The sequence below is a fragment of the Pseudoxanthomonas sp. CCNWLY206-1 genome (assembly GCF_039710385.1).
Classification (GTDB): domain Bacteria; phylum Pseudomonadota; class Gammaproteobacteria; order Xanthomonadales; family Xanthomonadaceae; genus Pseudoxanthomonas_A.
The window spans coordinates 779,376-796,303 of record NZ_JBDKXI010000001.1; the positions used below are offsets into that span (position 1 = coordinate 779,376).

General features: G+C 61.7%; 10 protein-coding genes. 1 reads left to right on the forward strand and 9 read right to left on the reverse strand.

Translation table 11 applies throughout. The features are described 5' to 3' along the window. Positions 1-79: 79 nt before the first annotated feature. The 5 genes from AADW18_RS03270 to AADW18_RS03290 all read right to left on the reverse strand — a co-directional run bounded on the left by AADW18_RS03270 (position 80) and on the right by AADW18_RS03290 (position 9,935). Positions 80-517, reverse strand: a complete 438-nt coding sequence (locus AADW18_RS03270) for a GNAT family N-acetyltransferase (protein ID WP_337341907.1) — start codon at positions 515-517, stop codon at positions 80-82. A gap of 32 nt (positions 518-549) precedes the next feature. After that, positions 550-879 (reverse strand): hypothetical protein, encoded by a 330-nt coding sequence (locus AADW18_RS03275; protein ID WP_337341908.1) that lies wholly within the window; start codon positions 877-879, stop codon positions 550-552. 285 nt (positions 880-1,164) lie between these two features. Beyond that, a complete protein-coding gene (locus AADW18_RS03280; RefSeq protein WP_337341909.1) occupies positions 1,165-1,632 on the reverse strand; it encodes a DUF4019 domain-containing protein in 468 nt (155 codons plus the stop codon). Positions 1,633-1,940: 308 nt separating this feature from the next. After that, entirely contained in the window at positions 1,941-2,768 is an 828-nt protein-coding gene (locus tag AADW18_RS03285; RefSeq protein WP_337341910.1) for an OmpA family protein, read from the reverse strand. 219 nt (positions 2,769-2,987) lie between these two features. Beyond that, complete coding sequence (locus AADW18_RS03290; RefSeq protein WP_337341911.1) at positions 2,988-9,935, reverse strand: ESPR-type extended signal peptide-containing protein; 6,948 nt, start codon at positions 9,933-9,935, stop codon at positions 2,988-2,990. 1,725 nt (positions 9,936-11,660) lie between these two features. Between AADW18_RS03290 and AADW18_RS03295 the strand changes: the two genes are divergently transcribed. Further along, positions 11,661-12,971 (forward strand): sugar MFS transporter, encoded by a 1,311-nt coding sequence (locus AADW18_RS03295; protein ID WP_337341912.1) that lies wholly within the window; start codon positions 11,661-11,663, stop codon positions 12,969-12,971. Positions 12,972-13,129: 158 nt separating this feature from the next. Here the strand turns inward: AADW18_RS03295 and fabB are convergent, their stop codons facing one another. The 4 genes from fabB to AADW18_RS03315 form a co-directional block, all read right to left on the reverse strand. Beyond that, on the reverse strand, positions 13,130-14,338 hold the full coding sequence (gene fabB, locus AADW18_RS03300; protein ID WP_337341913.1) for a beta-ketoacyl-ACP synthase I: 1,209 nt from the start codon (positions 14,336-14,338) through the stop codon (positions 13,130-13,132). Position 14,339: 1 nt separating this feature from the next. Then, the gene (fabA, locus tag AADW18_RS03305) at positions 14,340-14,855 is read right to left on the reverse strand and encodes a 3-hydroxyacyl-[acyl-carrier-protein] dehydratase FabA (protein ID WP_337341914.1); all 516 of its coding nucleotides are present in this window, start codon (positions 14,853-14,855) and stop codon (positions 14,340-14,342) included. Between the two features lie 243 nt (positions 14,856-15,098). Then, on the reverse strand, positions 15,099-16,139 hold the full coding sequence (locus tag AADW18_RS03310; RefSeq protein ID WP_337341915.1) for a glucokinase: 1,041 nt from the start codon (positions 16,137-16,139) through the stop codon (positions 15,099-15,101). 80 nt (positions 16,140-16,219) lie between these two features. Further along, positions 16,220-16,669, reverse strand: a complete 450-nt coding sequence (locus AADW18_RS03315; RefSeq protein ID WP_337341916.1) for a group III truncated hemoglobin — start codon at positions 16,667-16,669, stop codon at positions 16,220-16,222. Positions 16,670-16,928 lie beyond the last annotated feature (259 nt).

Below are 16,928 nucleotides of genomic sequence, written 5' to 3' on the forward strand. Positions count from 1 at the left end.
GCAAGTGCAAATCCCCTCAAATACTTTTCAACCGCCGAATGGCGGGTGATCCCCCTTTTACAAAAGGGTGAGGTAAAAATTACCGCTGCGTGCCTTCGTCTATATAGCCATTCGCAAAGGCTTGTTCCGGATTCTCATAGATCGCCATCGCCGTCTTCATACGGCGGAACCCGAATCGACGATAGAAATCCTCCTTACCGGGAACCGAGTAAAGAATGATTTTCCGGTGGCCTTGGGATGCAGCGACTAAACGCTCGATGACATCGCGCCCCAAACCTTTCCCCTGATGCGACGGGTGAACGGCGATGTCGCAGATATAAGAACAATCCACACCATCAGCAACAGCGCGCCCGGCCGCTACCAGCACGCCGTTATCGCGCGCGAAGAACTTGAACATGCTGTTCGTGAATGCGGTTTGCAACCAATCAGGCGATTTGTTGCCGAGGGGGGCAAGCCGATACATCTCGGACAGCTCCGACCAATCAACCGAATCCGTCGAACTGTTCCATTGGATCATGGCTTTTCCCTCATGAAGCTCAACGCCTGACTTTAGGCCTCTAGGATCGAATGGGGCGGTAAAGACTCAAAACCGTCCTTCCCACCAAGCCACCGAACCTGCGTTTTTCCAACAGTGCGCAGATGGGCCTGAGCGGCAACAAACAGCGGATGCTTCAGGTCAGCATTCACCAGAATCCTGCGGCGACCGTCCTCCTCGATACAAAGGAAATGGGCCTCTTCAGGCTCATCGGCGTAACTACGCGCAACAAAACAGATGGAACCGTCGGTGAAACGGTACAGGTCATACTCGTAGTAGTACTCATAGAAGCCGAGCTCATTTAGCTCGCTGGCATCAATCTGACGTGTGCATTCGACCTGCATGAGCGGTGTTTGTCCTTTGAGTTAAGCCAAACCGTCACGCGGCTTGATCGAACTATTGGACCGCGCCTCGCCGCAATAGCGCAAGAAGTCGCTCGGGTAAGACCCGCGGCCGCACCGCGCCCCGGTAGCTCCTCAGCGCCGCGATGAAGAACGCACCGTAGCGCGACGGGACGGCAAACAACCGTAGCGCGCCCGGGAGCGTTTCTCTTCCGCACAAGGCGCCCCCGGATGCGCTTCGCTTATCCGGGCTACGAGGGTTTTCAGTCAATATGGTTTCCGTGACGGCTACGGCTGCACAGCGTATCCCGCGAAACGCCAGGTGCCGTCTTCATCCAGGCGGAACGACACGAGCTCACGCACCGGCGCCTTGCCTGTGGGTTCGGCCAGGAACTCAGCGGAGGCGTACAGACCCGATGGCAATGCTTGGCCGTCGCCGAACTGGCGACGCACCGAAACCCAATTGCGAGTGGCGATTTTGCCCAGGGGTTGGCGGCCCTTGTTTATGCCGGCAACGAACGCATCGCGTGCCACTGACTTCTTGGTGACGGTCGAGGCTTCGTCCCACAACTTGGCCGCCTGCCCCGCATCGATCGCCAGGACGACACGCATGGCGGCATCGCGTATGGCATTGGGTTCGATGGTTCCAGCGGCGGGATTGGCAGTTGTCCGGGCGGTGGTGGGTGGCTGTTGCGCGACTGCGATGCTGGCGTTCAACAGCAGGACAACGCCGATAACGGATAAAACTTTTTTCATTCGGAACACCTATATAGAAATACTAATTGAGTAGCTGGATTTTCCCTTCTCCCTCCGGGGTGAAGGTGGCGCGAAGCGACGGATGAGGGAATGGCAATGACTCTACAGCCAGTTTTTTTACAAACGGATATTCCATTCCCTCATCCGTCGCTTCGCGCCCCGGCCCTGCGTAGCACGCAGGGCATTCAGGCATGCACGACCCGTTGGGTCGTAAGCCGCATGCCTTCATCCCAGAGGGAGAAGGGAAAAACGCGGCCCCATGAGTTCGGGAAGAGCCTATGCCATCGCAACCAAAGCTTCTGGCAACGTCACTCAACCCCCATCACAACCACCTCAACGCGACGGTTAGGCTGCAAGCAGCTCACCAACTCAGCACGTGGCAGCGAATCGGAGCACTGCTTCACCGGTTGCGATTCGCCCACGCCGAGCGCAGTGAGGCCGTCAGCCGCCACGCCATTCTGGATCAGGAACTCGCGCACGGTCTGTGCGCGCCGTTGCGATAACACCTGATTGTTCGCTTCGCTTCCTATCCGGTCGGTATGCCCGATCACCTGGATGACCGTCGCTTTCGAGTTCTCCAGTTTGCCGGCGATGGCCGTCAGCTCGGCGTGGCCTTGTGGCTGGATATCCTTCAGGTCGGAGCCGGCGAAGGCGAACAACGCATCGGCCGAAAGCTGGAAGCGATCGCCTTTAGTGATCTGCACCGTACCCGCATCCGGATCCGGCTTCAGCAGGTCAGCGCATCCCGCAGGCGCCCAATAAAAGGCTTGGCCGTGATAGTCCTTATCGAAGATCACCTTGTACTGACAGGTAATGATCTTGTCGCCCTGGCGGAAATGAAACAGGTAGTCCCACTCGTGGGCGGAGAAGCCCTCGCGAAAATGCGGCCGGCCGATCAGATCGTATAACTGATCCTTGGTGACGCCGGGGCCGATCTGGCGCAGGTTATCCACGTTGGGGAACGTGCCTTCCTTCAGCACGAGGTTATCGGTGGACGGGAAGACCACTTCTTCCACCTTGCCGTCCGGGGTAATGCCGCGGCTCACATGGCGGGTACAGCCCGTCAGCGCGACGCCGGCGACAAGGACGCATAGCGCGAGTGGGATGAGTCGCGCCGCGTTGTTTTTGATGTCCATGTGTTTGTTGCCCCTTGAATGTCGTCTTTGAATATCGGTGGCACGCCGGAGTCCTGGTGCTTGCTTCGAGCGTGAGGACTCCATTGCTCGCTGATCTGCTCTTGCCGGGTAGAAGGTCTGGTTTGCCGTTGTCCCGGCCCAGGCCGGGACCCAGTGCCTTTCGCTTTCAGTGGTTCTAAGTCGCTAGGTCCCGGCCTACGCCGGGACGACGCAGAGGAATTACCATTGGATCCCCGCGCCCACCGAGAAGCCCCAATCGCGCGTGGTGTTGCCGCTGGCTTGCGCCTTGTAGACATAGCGGCCGTTCTCGGTGATGCCCGACAGACCGAAGGCCATGCCGTATTCGCCCTGGTATCCGCCAAAGCCCACTGCGACCATGCTCTTGCCGGGCAGGTACGCCTGCGGCAGACCCGCCATGGCCATCGCCGACGATGTCGCACCGCGATAGCCGCGCTCCAGCGTCCACACGTCATTGTCCAACTGGGCCAAGCGACTGTCGGTGTACTGGTTGGCGCGGGTCACGGCCTGGTCCACACCTGCGTTCAATTGATTGACGTTGACTACGTCGGTGCCGGCGATGCCCGGCGCCACGCCGGTGATGGTGCGACCGCCGACGTTCACTTCGCCGGTCGAACTGCTGTTGCCTACATAGGCACCGTTGTAGTTGTTCTGCGCGCCCACGGTGGTGGCCGAACCGGACCCCAGCGCCACGCTGTTGCCATGAGTCACCGTGGCGCCATTGCCTATCGCCGTGCTGTTATCGGCCGACGCCGTGCTGTTGCCACCTATCGCCGTGCTGTTGTTGCCGGAAGCCACCGCGCCGGAGCCGCCCGCGGTGGAATTGCTGCCACTGGCCGTCGCCACCGTGGTGTTGCCGCCACCCACCTGGAAATTGGGAGTGGAGCCGTTGTTGACGATGTTGGTGATGGAGCTTTCCAGATTGGTAACGCGCCCATCGATCAGGTTGACCGCCCGATTGGTGGCATTCAACTGACTGCCATTGATCGCATCGGTGCTGGTGTCGCTGATCCGTCCCGCCGCGACATTGGTGACGGTACGCTCGGCACCGGTAGCGCCTACGCTGACCGTTCCTGTAGGCGTCGCGCCGGCGAAGTTGTAGGTGGTGCCGGCGATAGTCGCGCTGGCAGTACCCACCGCGGCGGCGGTGGCCGAACCCGCGCCCAGCGCGACGCTGTTGGCGAAGCCCGACGTCGCACCGGTGCCGATGGCAACCGCATTCGTAGCGGTGGCACCGGCGTTGACACCCGATGCGATGGCGCCCGTGGCGGTGGCGCCATCGTTGTTGTAGTTGCCGCCCTGCACGCCACCGTCGTTGACGCTGTAGTAATGCGTTGCGGAAGCATTGACCGCGTTGGTCAGGTTCTCGATAGCCTGGTTGGTAGCGAACAACTGCGAGCCGTTGATCGCATCGGTGGAGCTGTCGGAAATCCTGCCCGCGGCCACATTGGTGATGGTGCGCTCGCTACCCACCCCGCCCACGCTGATCGTGCTGGTGGGCGTAACGCCGGCAAAGTTATAGGTGGTTCCGCCAATCACCACGCTGGGCGTGGCGACCGCCACCGACGTCACCGACCCCGCGCCCAGCGCGACGCTGCCCGGTTCATTGGCAGTGGCGCCTGCGCCCAGCGCCAGCGATTGGATGCCGTTGGACACCGCGTTGGTACCCAGCGCGATGCCATCGGCGAAGCTGACGGTCGAATCCTGGCCAATCGCAATACCGCCCGGCGCCGTCTGCTGCACCAGTGCGCCGTTGCCCATGCCGATGCCGTTGTCGCCATTGACGACGGTGGACGGGCCTATGGCCACGGACTCAGCACCGATCGCCAGCGAATCGTCTGCCGTCGAGTTGGCATGGAAGTACTGGATGGGTGTGACCGCGAATGAACTCAGGCCGTTGCGCAGCTGCCGCAGCGTCACCGCGTCCTGGTCCTCGGTGCCGTCGGCCACGTTGGTGATCTGGCGGTAAGTGGTGCTGGTGCCCACCGACACCGCGCCAAGCAAGGTCTTGTCGGTGGTGTTGTATGGGACTAGCCCGGTTCCGGCGATGATGTTGCCGGTCGCCGGCGCCACCGCGCGGTCGGACAGCGAACCCGCACCCAGCGCCACACCGCCATCGGTGGTCACGCTGGCATTGTTGCCCAGCGCAACGCCCTGCGCTGCGGTGGAACTGGCACCCACGCCCGCCGCCAACGCGTTGATGCCACTGGCGCCGTCGTTGTTGTAGTTGCCGCCCTGCACGCCGTTGTCGTTGACGCTGTAGTAACGTGTCAGGTTGGCCGCCACGGTCTGATTCAACTGGTCCACGTTGACCACATCGGTGCCTGCAACGCCGGCCGCGACATTAGTGATCGTCGTACCACCACCATTGATGCCGACGTTGGTGATGCTGGGGCCGCCGGTGATGGTCAGGCCGGAGTTGTCGATCAGCGTATTGCCAATGGTGATGCTGTTGAAACTGGGGTTGGCCACCACGCCGACCGTCATCGTGCCGGTGCTGTCGTCATAGGCCACCGTGGCGTTGTTGCCTGCCGTCACTGTCAGCGTTTCACTCGGGCCGATATTGCCGCTGTTGGTGCCATCGGTGATGTTCCAACCCGTATTGGCGGCCGTGGCCACCGCTTCGATCGCCTGATTCGTCGCATACAACTGCGAGCCGTTGATCGCATCGGTGGAGGTGCCGGAAATCCTGCCGGCGGCAACATTGGTGATGGTGCGTTCGGTACCGAATGCGCCCACGCTGACCGTGCTGGTCGGCGTAGTGCCGGCAAAGCCGTAGGTCACGCCGTCGATCGTTGTGCTGGCTGTTGCCACTGCAACGTCCGTCACCGAACCAGAACCCAATGCCACGTCGTCCGCGTTGTTGGCGACCGCCGTGTCGCCGAAAGCCACCGCGCCCGCCGCCAGCGCGCTGCTAGTGCTGCCGATCGCCACACTGCCCTGTCCGACCACGGTGTTCTGGAAGCCGATGCCTACCGCGCCCTGTGCCGCGGTGCCAGGCGTGCTGACCCCCTGGCCGCCACCGCCCACCATATTGGTGTTACCCATCGCCACCGAACCATTGCCAGTGGCGGTGTTGTCCATACCCTGGGCTACCGCACCGTTGCCGGTGGCGGTGTTGGGATCGCCGATAGCCACTGCGCCGTCGCCGTTAGCCACGTTGCCGCGGCCGATCGATACCGCGCCACCGGTGGCGGTGCCTGCATTGGCCGTGCTCAGGTTGCCGATGGCGACGTTCACGCCAGTTGCGCCCGTAGTGGCGGCATGACCGATAGCGAGTGAAGAAGCGCTGCCGACCACAGCCTGGTATCCCAGCGCAACCGAATTCGCCAAGGCAATCGTGTTCTGCCCGATGGCGATTGCTCGGCTTCCCGATGCCAAAGCAGGGTTGCCACTCCCGCCTGACGATCCACCGCCACCGATAGCGATGCCCCCGACCGCTGTTGCACTGGCTCCCCCTGCGTTCGATCCCGATCCTATGGCGACGGTATAAGCGTTCCCTGCCGACGTCGAGGATCCGAGCGCTATCGCTCCGATGGAAGACGCATCAGCATCGAAACCAATCGCTGTCGCGTTCGAGCTGAGGGTATGCGCCAAAGCGCCAATGGCAATCGAACCACCGGCAGGCAACACCTGTTGATTGGTAGCGCCATTGCCGATGGCAACGCTGTTTGCCGCCGCCGAAACCGCATTTGGTCCAGCAGCGATCGAGTTCAACCCTGTCGCGCCATCGTTGTTGTAGTTGCCGCCCTGCACGCCGTTGTCGTTGACGCTGAAGTAGTGAATGGCGCTCGATTCAACCTGATTGCTGAGGTTCTCGATGGATTGATTGGTCGCATACAGCTGCGAGCCATTGATCGCATCGGTGGAACTGTCGGAAATCCGGCCGGCGGCCATATTGGTGATGGTGCGTTCGCCACCCACCGTTCCAACGCTGACCGTGCTGGTCGGCGTGGTGCCGGCGAAGTTGTAGGTCACGCCGTCGATGACCGTGCTGGATGTCTGTACCGCCACCGCCGTCACCGAACCAGAACCCAGTGCCACGCTGCCGGGTTCGTTAGCGGTCGAGCCTGCGCCCAGCGCCAACGACTGAATGCCGTTGGAGGTGGCATTGGTGCCTAGCGCGATGCCGTCGGCGAAGCTGACTTCCGAACTCTGGCCAATCGCAATACCGCCCGGCGCCGTCTGCTGCACCAACGCGCCATTGCCCATGCCGATGCCGTTGTCGCCATTGACGATAGTGGTCGGGCCGACGGCGATCGATTCTGCACCGACCGCGAGAGAATCCGCCGCCACCGAATTGGCGTGGAAGTAGCGTGTACCGGTTGCCGTCACCGAGGTGATCGCACCCTGCAGCTGACGAACCGTCACCGCATCCTGGGCCTGGGTACCGTCGGCTACGTTGGTGATCTGGCGGTAGGTGGTGTTGGTGCCCACCGACACCGCGCCCAGCAAGGTCTTGTCGCTGGTGTTGTACGGCACCAGGCCGGTGCCGGCGATGATGTTGCCGGATGCTGGCGCCAGCGCGCGGTCGGACAGCGAACCCGAGCCCAGCGCCACGCCGCCATCGATGGTCACGCTGGCGTTGTTGCCCAACGCCACACCCTGCGCCGCCGTGGAACTGGCGCCCACGCCCGCCGCCAACGCGTTGATGCCGCTGGCGCCGTCGTTGTTGTAGTTGCCGCCCTGCACGCCGTTGTCGTTGACGCTGTAATAGTGCGTTGCCACACCATCCACCAGGTTAGTCACTTGATCCAGGTTGACCGCGTCGGTGCCGTTGACTGCACCTGCTACGTTGGTGATGGTGGTACCGCCCGCATTGATGCCGACATTGGTGATGCTGGGGCCGCCGCTGGTGAAGCTGATGCTGCCGTCGTTGATGACGGTGTCGCCTACGGTGACGCTGTTGAAAGTCGGGTCGGCCACCACGCCCACCGTCATGGTGCCGGTGGCGTCGTTGTAGGCCACCGTGGCGTTGCTGCCGGCCGCCACTGTCAACGTCTCGTTCGGTGCGATGTTGCCGCTGTTGGTGCCATCGGTGATGTTCCAGCCGGCCGTGGCGGTCGTGGCGACGGCTTCGATCGCCTGGTTGGTCGCGTACAACTGCGAACCGTTGATGGCATCGGTCGAGGAACCGGAAATACTGCCGGCGGCAACATTCGTGATGGTGCGTTCGGTACCGAGTGCACCGACGCTCACGGTGGATGTCGGATTGGTACCGGCAAAGTTGTAGGTCACGCCATCGATCACCGTGCTGGGTGTTGCCACGGCAATGCCCGTCACCGAGCCCGAGCCCAACGCTACATCTCGCGCATTGTTGGCCACCGCCGTATCACCGAAAGCGACCGCACCCGCGGCCAGCGCGCGGCTGGTGCTGCCGATCGCGACACTGCCCTGCCCGATCACCTGATTCTGATAGCCGATACCCACCGCGCCCTGCGCCGCGGTACCCGGCGTACTCACCGCTTGGCCACCACCGCCGACCATATTGGTGTTGCCCATCGCGACAGAACCATTGCCGGTGGCGGTGTTGTCCAGGCCCGATGCGATGGCGCCGTTGCCGGTGGCGGTATTGGGATCGCCGATGGCGACCGCGCCGTTGCCGTTGGCGACGTTGCCGGCACCGATCGCGACCGCTCTACCTCCCGTCGCCGTGGACCCGGTGCCGATGGCAACCGCATCAGCCGAATTGGCAATGGCATTCGTGCCCATCGCTATCGCATTGGTGGCGCTGGCATTTGCATTCAAGCCGATCGACGTCGTTGCGTTGCTCGCGACGCCGATACCCGCGTTGGTGCCAATGGCGACATTGTCATTACCACTTACCAGGCTGCCAGCCGCAGCCTGCAGCGTGCCATCGTAAGTGACCGTGCCGTCGCCTACGCCGAAGGCGACGTTCCGCGTGCCGGTGACGCCCGAACCTGCGCCGCGCATTACGCTAGCAATGCCTCCGCCGATGGCGGTGTTCTGCGCGCCGGTGACCAGCGCTCCGGTGGCAACACCCACCGCGATCGAACCGGTATTGGCAGCCGTCGAGCCTGCGCCGGAACCCTGGCCGACTGCAACCGTGCTTGCTCCGATAGCGAGCGCTTGCGCTCCGAGCGCGAGCGAACTGTTCCCTAGCGCCCGGGCGGCGTTGCCGACGGCAGTGGCTGCGTCGCTGGATGCTGTTGCCTGACGACCGCCGGCGAACGCATCGGCACCACTCGCGTTGGATAAGACGCCAATGGCAACCGCATTGACACCAGAAGAGGTCACGTCCTGGCCAATTGCGACGGCACTGCTGGCCAGCGCGCCAGTACCCGCGATGCTTCGGGAACCCAGATAGAGGGAGTTGATGCCGGTGGAATGAGCCTGGAAACCTACCGCGACGGCGTTCTGGGCGGCTGCGTTCGCATTGTGGCCGAAGGAGGCGGCGCTAATTCCACTGGCAGCGGCCGCGTTTCCGACTGCAGTACCGCTATCGGCAGTCGCAGTGGCGGTAGTACCGAGCGCGACGCCGAAACCACCGGTAGAGCGCGCATTGACGCCAATTGCGATGTCGTTGGGCAACGCGGTGTTGGCCTGGACGCCCGCGTTCGCGCCCAGGCCGAATGCGATCGCCTGGTTGCCCCACGCCTTGGATGAGGTACCCATGGCCACGGCACCGGTACCTGTTGCGCTTGCCTGAACGCCGATGGCGACGGTGTTGCCGACGGTAGCGGCCACATCCGTTCCGATTGCGATGGAACCCCCACCTAGCGCACCTGTCCCAGGAGCGGTGCGCGGACCCAGGTAAACGGCATTAACCCCAGAGGCGATGGCCTGATAGCCGATAGCGGTGGCATTCAGCGCCGTACTTTGGGCGTTATAACCTACAGCAGTGCCTCCGCCTGTCGTCGCTTGAGACAGTAAACCCGCGCACATCGTGCTGCCGCTGTAGTTGTTGTACGGCGCCGCTGCACAGCTCACCTGTGCTTGCGCCATCGACGCCCACCCCAATCCGCCCATCGCCAACAGCACGGCGGTAACTCCGGCGCGCAACGTTACCCCCGGACGTGACGCCTTCCGTCCGCCACCCGATGTCTTGCCTCCAAGCGAGGCCAGCTCCGAAGCGACCACCAGCTGATTGAGCGAACGGTTCCATACCACGCTGTAGATTTTGTTCATTACCTATTCCTTAGTGGCAAACGAATGCGGTGGTCCGCAGACAAGACGATGTGGCGTTGCTTATGCGTTCGCGCTGGCAGCCATGGCCGATGCAGCGCGCGCATTCGCCAGCTCCGGCTATGGGAACTGCGCGTGACATCCAGATGCTCAAGGCGTCGCGCTGCCGCGGGATCGGGTTCGATCCGCTGCGATAAAGGGGAGCGCTTGGCCCAGAGAATGTCCTGCGCTGACGCGGCGGCGGATCGAAGGCTGCCGTCGACGCACGCACGGTGACGCTCAGTTTGGAGCGCCAACCGGTGACTTGTTCCAGTGCCGCGCCTTTGTAATGCGACTGTCATCCACGCGGGCCCGCGATCCGACCGCTGAGCTATGGGGATCGAGCAGGACCCAAGGTCGGAAGCTGTGGCAGCGGCTATCGACCCCCGCATGCACGTGGCCGTGCAACCGCAGCTCGTCGAAGTGACCGCATTATTGATAGGCACCGACGGATTTCCGGCACCGAAGACGTTGGTAGCTTCCATGTTCCCCCTGTCGAACTTCATATCCGCTATCGCATATGAAATCGCCCGTGCATTTCTATCCGCTGAGAATAAAAATTACTGTGACTCGAATTGCATTTGTCTACTTAGAATATTTTAGATATCACTTGCGTGCGATTCGCGTGCATCGATTCAACACGATTGTGCATGCGTGCAGCACGCGATGCATGTTCAGAGTAATGAGAGAAAACTGAGAGTTTTCTGCGAGCGTGCTTACAACTCATCTAGTACGTTGGACATGCACCGATCAGTAAATACATTTACCAATACGATTTACGATATCCCTTGCACGATGCTGGTGCGTAAAGAGCCAGTTTTTCTGTTCTCGATCTACGGCACATCGAACGTCAGACTTTAGTCGAGTGCCATCAGCGACCATCGCATACGTTCCTTGCAATGCACCCCGGATGCGCTTCGCTTATCCGGGCTACGCTGGCTCCGGCGCGAGCAAGTAGCCCGGGTAAGGCCAAAGGCCGCACCGCGCCTCGATAGCCATTCGGTCCGCACGATCAAGAACGCGCCGCAGCGCGCCCAGAGGGCGAACAAACGAGTGCTTCGCCTCTACCGTGACCTCATAAGAAGAGCTCGCGGCCAGAGGCCGCTCCTACAACGGCAACAGCAAGCTTCTGTAGGAGCGCCGTCCCCGGCGCGAGCTCTTGCTTCGGAGAGCAAGCAAGTAGTAAGCAGCCCGGGTAAGGCCGGAGGGTGCACCCAGGGATGTGCGAGTTCCGTGCAAAGCCCCCCGGATGCGCTTCGCTTATCCAGGCTACCTATCTCCCGGCTTCCCCGCAGTGCGTCATTGCAATTGCGATATAGCAAGTAGCCCGGGTAAGGCCAAAGGCCGCACCCGGGGAACGCACAGGTTCCGTGTAACGCCCTCCGGATGCGCTTCGCTTATCCGGGCTACGTCCGTTGCAGGATCAAATGAGTGTTGTTGATACCGGTTTCTCGATTCCAGCTTCCTGCTCCCGTCACCGGTGTTCCGGCTTCCCCGCAGTGCGTCATTGCAATTGCGATATAGCTCGCCCGATTTAAATGATTGGTGCGGCGCTCCCTGCCCTGCCTATTCTTTGGGAGCCGCACCGCAGCGATTTCCGGCGAAGCGTCTGCGCGACGGCTGGGTTAATGCCAGTCGATGCGGTGGCGCATACATGGTTGTCATCCGACGTAGAGAGAAGAACCCAGAATGGCAGGACCTGCAGGACCGGCGACCCGGACTTCCGCGCAAGCGCCGCATGTCGGCAGCTCGCCTTCCTACCGCGCCGCATTGACGCTGCTGGCCTCACTGTTCTTCATGTGGGGCTTCATCACGGTCATCAACAACACGTTGCTGCCGCATCTACGCAGCGTCTTCAGCCTGACATATACCCAGGCAACATTGATCGAGTCGGTGTGGTTCATTGCCTACTTCTTTGCTTCATTGCCGTCGGCCAAACTGATAGAGCGAGTCGGCTACCAGCGTGCGCTGGTTATCGGGCTGGTCATCATGGCGGTCGGCGCGCTGGGCATGATCCCGGCCGCGCGCTTGCCGTCTTACGGCATTACGCTGACCTCATTGTTCGTGATCGCCAGCGGTATTACCTTGCTGCAGGTCGCCGCCAATCCTTACGTCGCCGTCATCGGTCCACCGGAGACGGCATCTTCGCGGCTCAACCTGGTGCAGGCGTTCAATTCGGTCGGCACCACGCTGGCGCCACTGTTCGGCGGCTACCTGATTCTCGGGCGCTCGGCATCGGGCACCACCAAGGGCGAGGTAGTGCTGACGCAGGCCGAGCGCTTGGCCGATGCGCAGTCGGTGCAACTGCCGTATCTGATCGTCGCGATAACGCTGGTGCTGCTGGCAGTGGTGATCGCCCGTTTCAAGCTACCCGCGCTCGGCCAGGCAACCCAACGCGCCACGCGCGAAGAGCGCTCCCTGCATTCGCTATGGCGCCACCGCAATCTGGTGCTCGGCATCCCGGCGATCTTCATCTACCTGATCGCCGAAATCGGCGTGTCGAACCTGTTCATCAACTTCGTTTCGCAACCGCACATCGGCAACCTTACCCACGCGGAGGCATCCAATTATCTGTTCCTGCTGTGGGGCGGAATGATGGTGGGCCGGTTCGCCGGCAGCCTGCTGATGCGCCGGATAGCACCCGAAACCGTGCTGGCCATATTCTCGATCGGTGCGTTCGTGGTGATGCTGCTGACGGTATTCACTACCGGTGCTGTGGCGATGTGGTCGTTGATCGCGGTGGGACTGTTCCACTCGATCATGTTCCCCACCATTTTCACACTGGGCATCAAAGGCCTGGGGCCGCTCACCGAAGAAGGCTCCGGCCTGCTGGTGATGGCCATCGCCGGCGGCGCGCTGGTCGTTGTGCAAGGCTGGTTGGCCGACCGTTATGGATTGCAGCAGGCGTTCCTGCTCACCGCGGTTTGCGAGCTGTATGTTTTGTTCTATGCGCTTTGGGGCGCTAGGACTTCGCCTGTTGTGGCGACGGTGAGCGAATAGCCTCTACCAGCGGTGCGCATGCACAGGCACAGGCGACGCATGTATATGTAGGAGCGCCGTCCCGGCGCGAGCTCTTGCTTCTATCGGGACCTGACAGAAAAGAGCTCGCGGCGAGACGCCGCTCCTACCTTGCCTCTTCTATCTGTCGTTGGGTCACATCAAACCCGCGAAAAAACCAACGTCGCGTTGTTGCCACCGAATCCGAAACTATTCGACATCACCGTATTCACCGACGCATCCCGGCTGGCCCGCAGTATCGGATAGTCCGCCGCACGTTCATCCAATTCACTGATATGCGCCGACCCGGCCAGAAAACCATCGCGCATCATCAGCAGGCAATAGATCGCCTCATGCACGCTGGCCGCGCCCAACGAATGCCCCGATAGCGCTTTGGTCGATGAGATCGGTGGAATGTCGTTGCCGAAGACAGCGCGCACGGCATCCAGTTCCGTCACATCGCCCAGCGGCGTTGCCGTGGCGTGGGTGTTCAGATAATCGATGGAAGCCGACACACCGTCCATCGCCATCTGCATGCAGCGCACGGCGCCTTCGCCGGACGGCGCAACCATTTCAGCGCCATCGGACGTGACGCCGTAGCCGACGAGCTCCGCATAGATGCGTGCACCGCGCGCCTGAGCGTGCTCAAGGTCCTCCAGCACCACCATGCCGCCGCCGCCCGCGATAACAAAGCCATCGCGGTTCGCGTCGTACGGACGAGAAGCGATCTCGGGCGTTTCGTTAGCACCGGTGGAAAGCGCACCCATCGCGTCGAACTGACAGGTCATGCCCCAATGCACTTCTTCACCGCCGCCGGCCAGCACGATGTCCTGCCGACCGGAACGAATGAGATCCGCACCGGCACCGATGCAATGCGCCGAAGTCGCACACGCCGCCGACAGCGAATAGCTCACGCCCTTGATGGAGAACGCGGTCGCCAACGTCGCCGATACGGTCGAGCACATGGTTCGCGGCACCATATACGGACCGACCTTGCGCACACCACGCGCGCGCATAAGATCGGCTGTTTCGATCTGCCATTCCGGAGATCCGCCACCGGAACCGGCAATCACGCCGGTGCGGACATGGCTCACCTGCTCCGGCGACAAACCCGCATCGGCAATCGCATCACGCGTGGCGACATACGCGTATGCCGCGGCATCGCCCATGAAACGCTTTTGCTTGCGGTCGATTTCCGCTTCCAGATCAATGTTCGGAATCCCCGCCACCTGGCTGCGCAAGCCCATCTCGGCATAGTCGGGTTGGAACGTGATGCCAGAACGCCCCTCCCGCAATGATGTGGAGACGCTGTCCAGATCGTTGCCCAGGCACGACACGATGCCCATTCCTGTAATCGCTACGCGACGCATCTCAGAATCCTTCGGTCGAAGAGAACAGACCCACGCGCAGATCCTTGGCGGTATAGATTTCGCGGCCATCCACCAAGGTGCGCCCGTCGGCCAGCACCAGCGTCATCTTGCCGCGCACCACGCGACGCACGTCGATCTCGTAACGAACCACCTTGGCATTGGGCAGCACTTGTCCAACGAATTTCACTTCGCCAACGCCTAGTGCACGTCCGCGCCCGGTTCCACCCAGCCATGGCAGATAGAAGCCGGCCAACTGCCACATGGCATCCAGTCCCAGGCAGCCTGGCATTACGGGGTCGCCTTCGAAGTGGCAGGCAAAGAACCAGAGTGAAGGATCGATGTCGAGTTCAGCGTGGATGGCGCCCTTTCCGTAGTTTCCGCCCTCTTCCGAGATGTGCGTGATGCGGTCGAACATCAGCATGGGCGGTGCCGGCAACCGCGCGTTGCCGGGGCCGAACATCTCGCCGCGAGCGCAACTCAACAATTGCTCACGATCGAGCGACGAAGGTTTTGTCATCAAGGGATCACCAATAAGGAAGCGGCCGATAGGAAAGCGCCACAGTGGCGACGCAAACGCTACTTTACCTTGATCTACATCAAACCGTTTTCCATACGCGTGCGTAGGTGCGGTGATTCGTTCGAATATCCATGCCTGCGTTGCACTGATTGTGGCGCCCTACTCCATTCGCATTACATGAAAGTGTCAGAACTTTCATGCGGCACTGCAGCGAAGCTGCAACGCTCGATTTACCAGAAGCGGTTACCGGTGCTCTGCATACCATGCCGCAGCACCGATCACGCCCAGCTGCCCATGATCGACGCGCCACACAGACACTTGCTGCAGTGCAGCCGATAATGCGCCCTTGCGGAGATAGCGCTGCTGGAAGCGGCCGTCGTGAAGAAATTCCGTGATGTGGCTGGTGATGCCGCCGGACAAGTAAACAGCCTTCGCACCGAATGCAATGGCAAGATCTCCCACCAGGCTGCCCAGCCATTCGCAGAATACGTGCAGGCTCTCTTCCGCGATGGGATCTTGCCCGGACTGTGCCGCTTCGATCAGTTGCTGTGGCATCCCCCACTGTGGCGACGCACCGCGCAGTTCGCACAGGCACCCGTACAAGTTGACCAAGCCCGGGCCGGACAGTACGCGCTCGTTGTCCACGTGCCCGTAGCGGCGCATCAGTAAGCGCACCACGTCCAATTCCAGTTCGTTGCCCGCGGCCAACGCGGAATGTCCGATCTCGCTGGACAAAACCGCCGTGTGCTCGCCTCCCAGCCTCAGTGCCGCACCCAGTCCGGTACCTGGCCCCAATATCAGCGCCGGCCATCCCGCCAGTGGATCGCCAGAGCCCGCCAAACGATTCATTTTCCGCGGATCCGCATGCGGAATGGCGTAGGCCATCGCTTGGAAATCGTTGATCAGCTGCAAGTGTTCCAGACCGGATTCCGCCGTTGTGCTGGCCACCGAAACCTGCCACGGCAGATTGGTATTCAGAAGATGATCGCCTTCCAACAATCCTGCTATCGCGACTACCGCGCTGCTGGGGCTGGGCGCGTCGAGATCAGGTGCGGTTTCGGCGGAGAACTCGCTCAGGATCGATGCCAGGCTGGGATATTCGGCGCATGCGTATTTCTGGAAGTTGCGAACGACCGGCGCTTCCCCGGGAATCAACGTCACCCACGCCAAGCGTGCGAATGTGCCCCCAACATCAGCCGCCAGGACCGTGCTTGCTTCGGTCGCATCCGAGGCATTTTTCACACCCACCGGATGAGCGGAGGCGACAGCGGTCGAATTCTTCATTTCGTCACTCGGTGGGTAAATCACACTGACCGTAAAGCATGGGGCATGAGGCAAGCGTTTGAAAGGTGCGATCTGGCCGGCTAAGTACCGACGATGGGCAGTAGCGAGACTGGACGCAACGGCTGTGGCGTGGCGAAAGGATCGCGATTGGATTGGTATCGTTGCCACAGGTTGTCCGCGATGTTCTGGGCCGCCGCATTGGCTTCGCGGCGCATCGCGGGGTTGCCGCATTCGGCTGTGGTCTGCATAAACAGGTCCAGCCAACGCAGAAACAATTCCGCCGACAACCCCGGTATGGCCATGTGCTTGGGCACCGGCGCTCCGCGGAAGCGTCGCGTACCGCGCAGTACGGCCGACCAGAAATCCGTCAGTTGCGCCAGGTGTGTGGGCCAGTCGTGGACACGCGCGTCGAAGATCGGCCCGAGCTGCTCATCCTGGCGCACGCGCGCATAGAAGTCGTTCACCAGGCGTGAAACCTCTTCTTCGGTGCACAGTGCCGGACCGGGACCGGATGTGGGGGTTGTGGACATGGGCTGATTTGGACTTGGGGGCGGCGTATTGTCGCATTCACCTGAGGATTGGCGTCGCGAGGTGCCCTCCCCCTTAGGAAGAGCATGCCCTTCCCTTCTCCCCTTGGGGTGAAGACATGCGGCTTACGAGCCATTGGCTCGTGCATGCCTGAACGCTCTGCGCGCTGCGCAGAGCTGGGGCGCGCAGCGACGGATGAGGGAATGAGAGGACCGTTTGTAGCGAAGTCAGATGGCAAGTCACTGCCATTCCCTCATCCGC

Bases quoted from the DNA above. Each gene is read 5' to 3' on its own strand.
- AADW18_RS03315 (WP_337341916.1), bottom strand. From the start codon at position 16,669: ATGTCCACAACCCCCACATCCGGTCCCGGTCCGGCACTGTGCACCGAA.
- AADW18_RS03280 (WP_337341909.1), bottom strand. From the start codon at position 1,632: ATGAAAAAAGTTTTATCCGTTATCGGCGTTGTCCTGCTGTTGAACGCC.
- AADW18_RS03285 (WP_337341910.1), bottom strand. From the start codon at position 2,768: ATGGACATCAAAAACAACGCGGCGCGACTCATCCCACTCGCGCTATGC.
- AADW18_RS03270 (WP_337341907.1), bottom strand. From the start codon at position 517: ATGATCCAATGGAACAGTTCGACGGATTCGGTTGATTGGTCGGAGCTG.
- AADW18_RS03295 (WP_337341912.1), top strand. From the start codon at position 11,661: ATGGCAGGACCTGCAGGACCGGCGACCCGGACTTCCGCGCAAGCGCCG.
- AADW18_RS03275 (WP_337341908.1), bottom strand. From the start codon at position 879: ATGCAGGTCGAATGCACACGTCAGATTGATGCCAGCGAGCTAAATGAG.
- AADW18_RS03290 (WP_337341911.1), bottom strand. From the start codon at position 9,935: ATGAACAAAATCTACAGCGTGGTATGGAACCGTTCGCTCAATCAGCTG.
- AADW18_RS03310 (WP_337341915.1), bottom strand. From the start codon at position 16,139: ATGAAGAATTCGACCGCTGTCGCCTCCGCTCATCCGGTGGGTGTGAAA.
- fabA (WP_337341914.1), bottom strand. From the start codon at position 14,855: ATGACAAAACCTTCGTCGCTCGATCGTGAGCAATTGTTGAGTTGCGCT.
- fabB (WP_337341913.1), bottom strand. From the start codon at position 14,338: ATGCGTCGCGTAGCGATTACAGGAATGGGCATCGTGTCGTGCCTGGGC.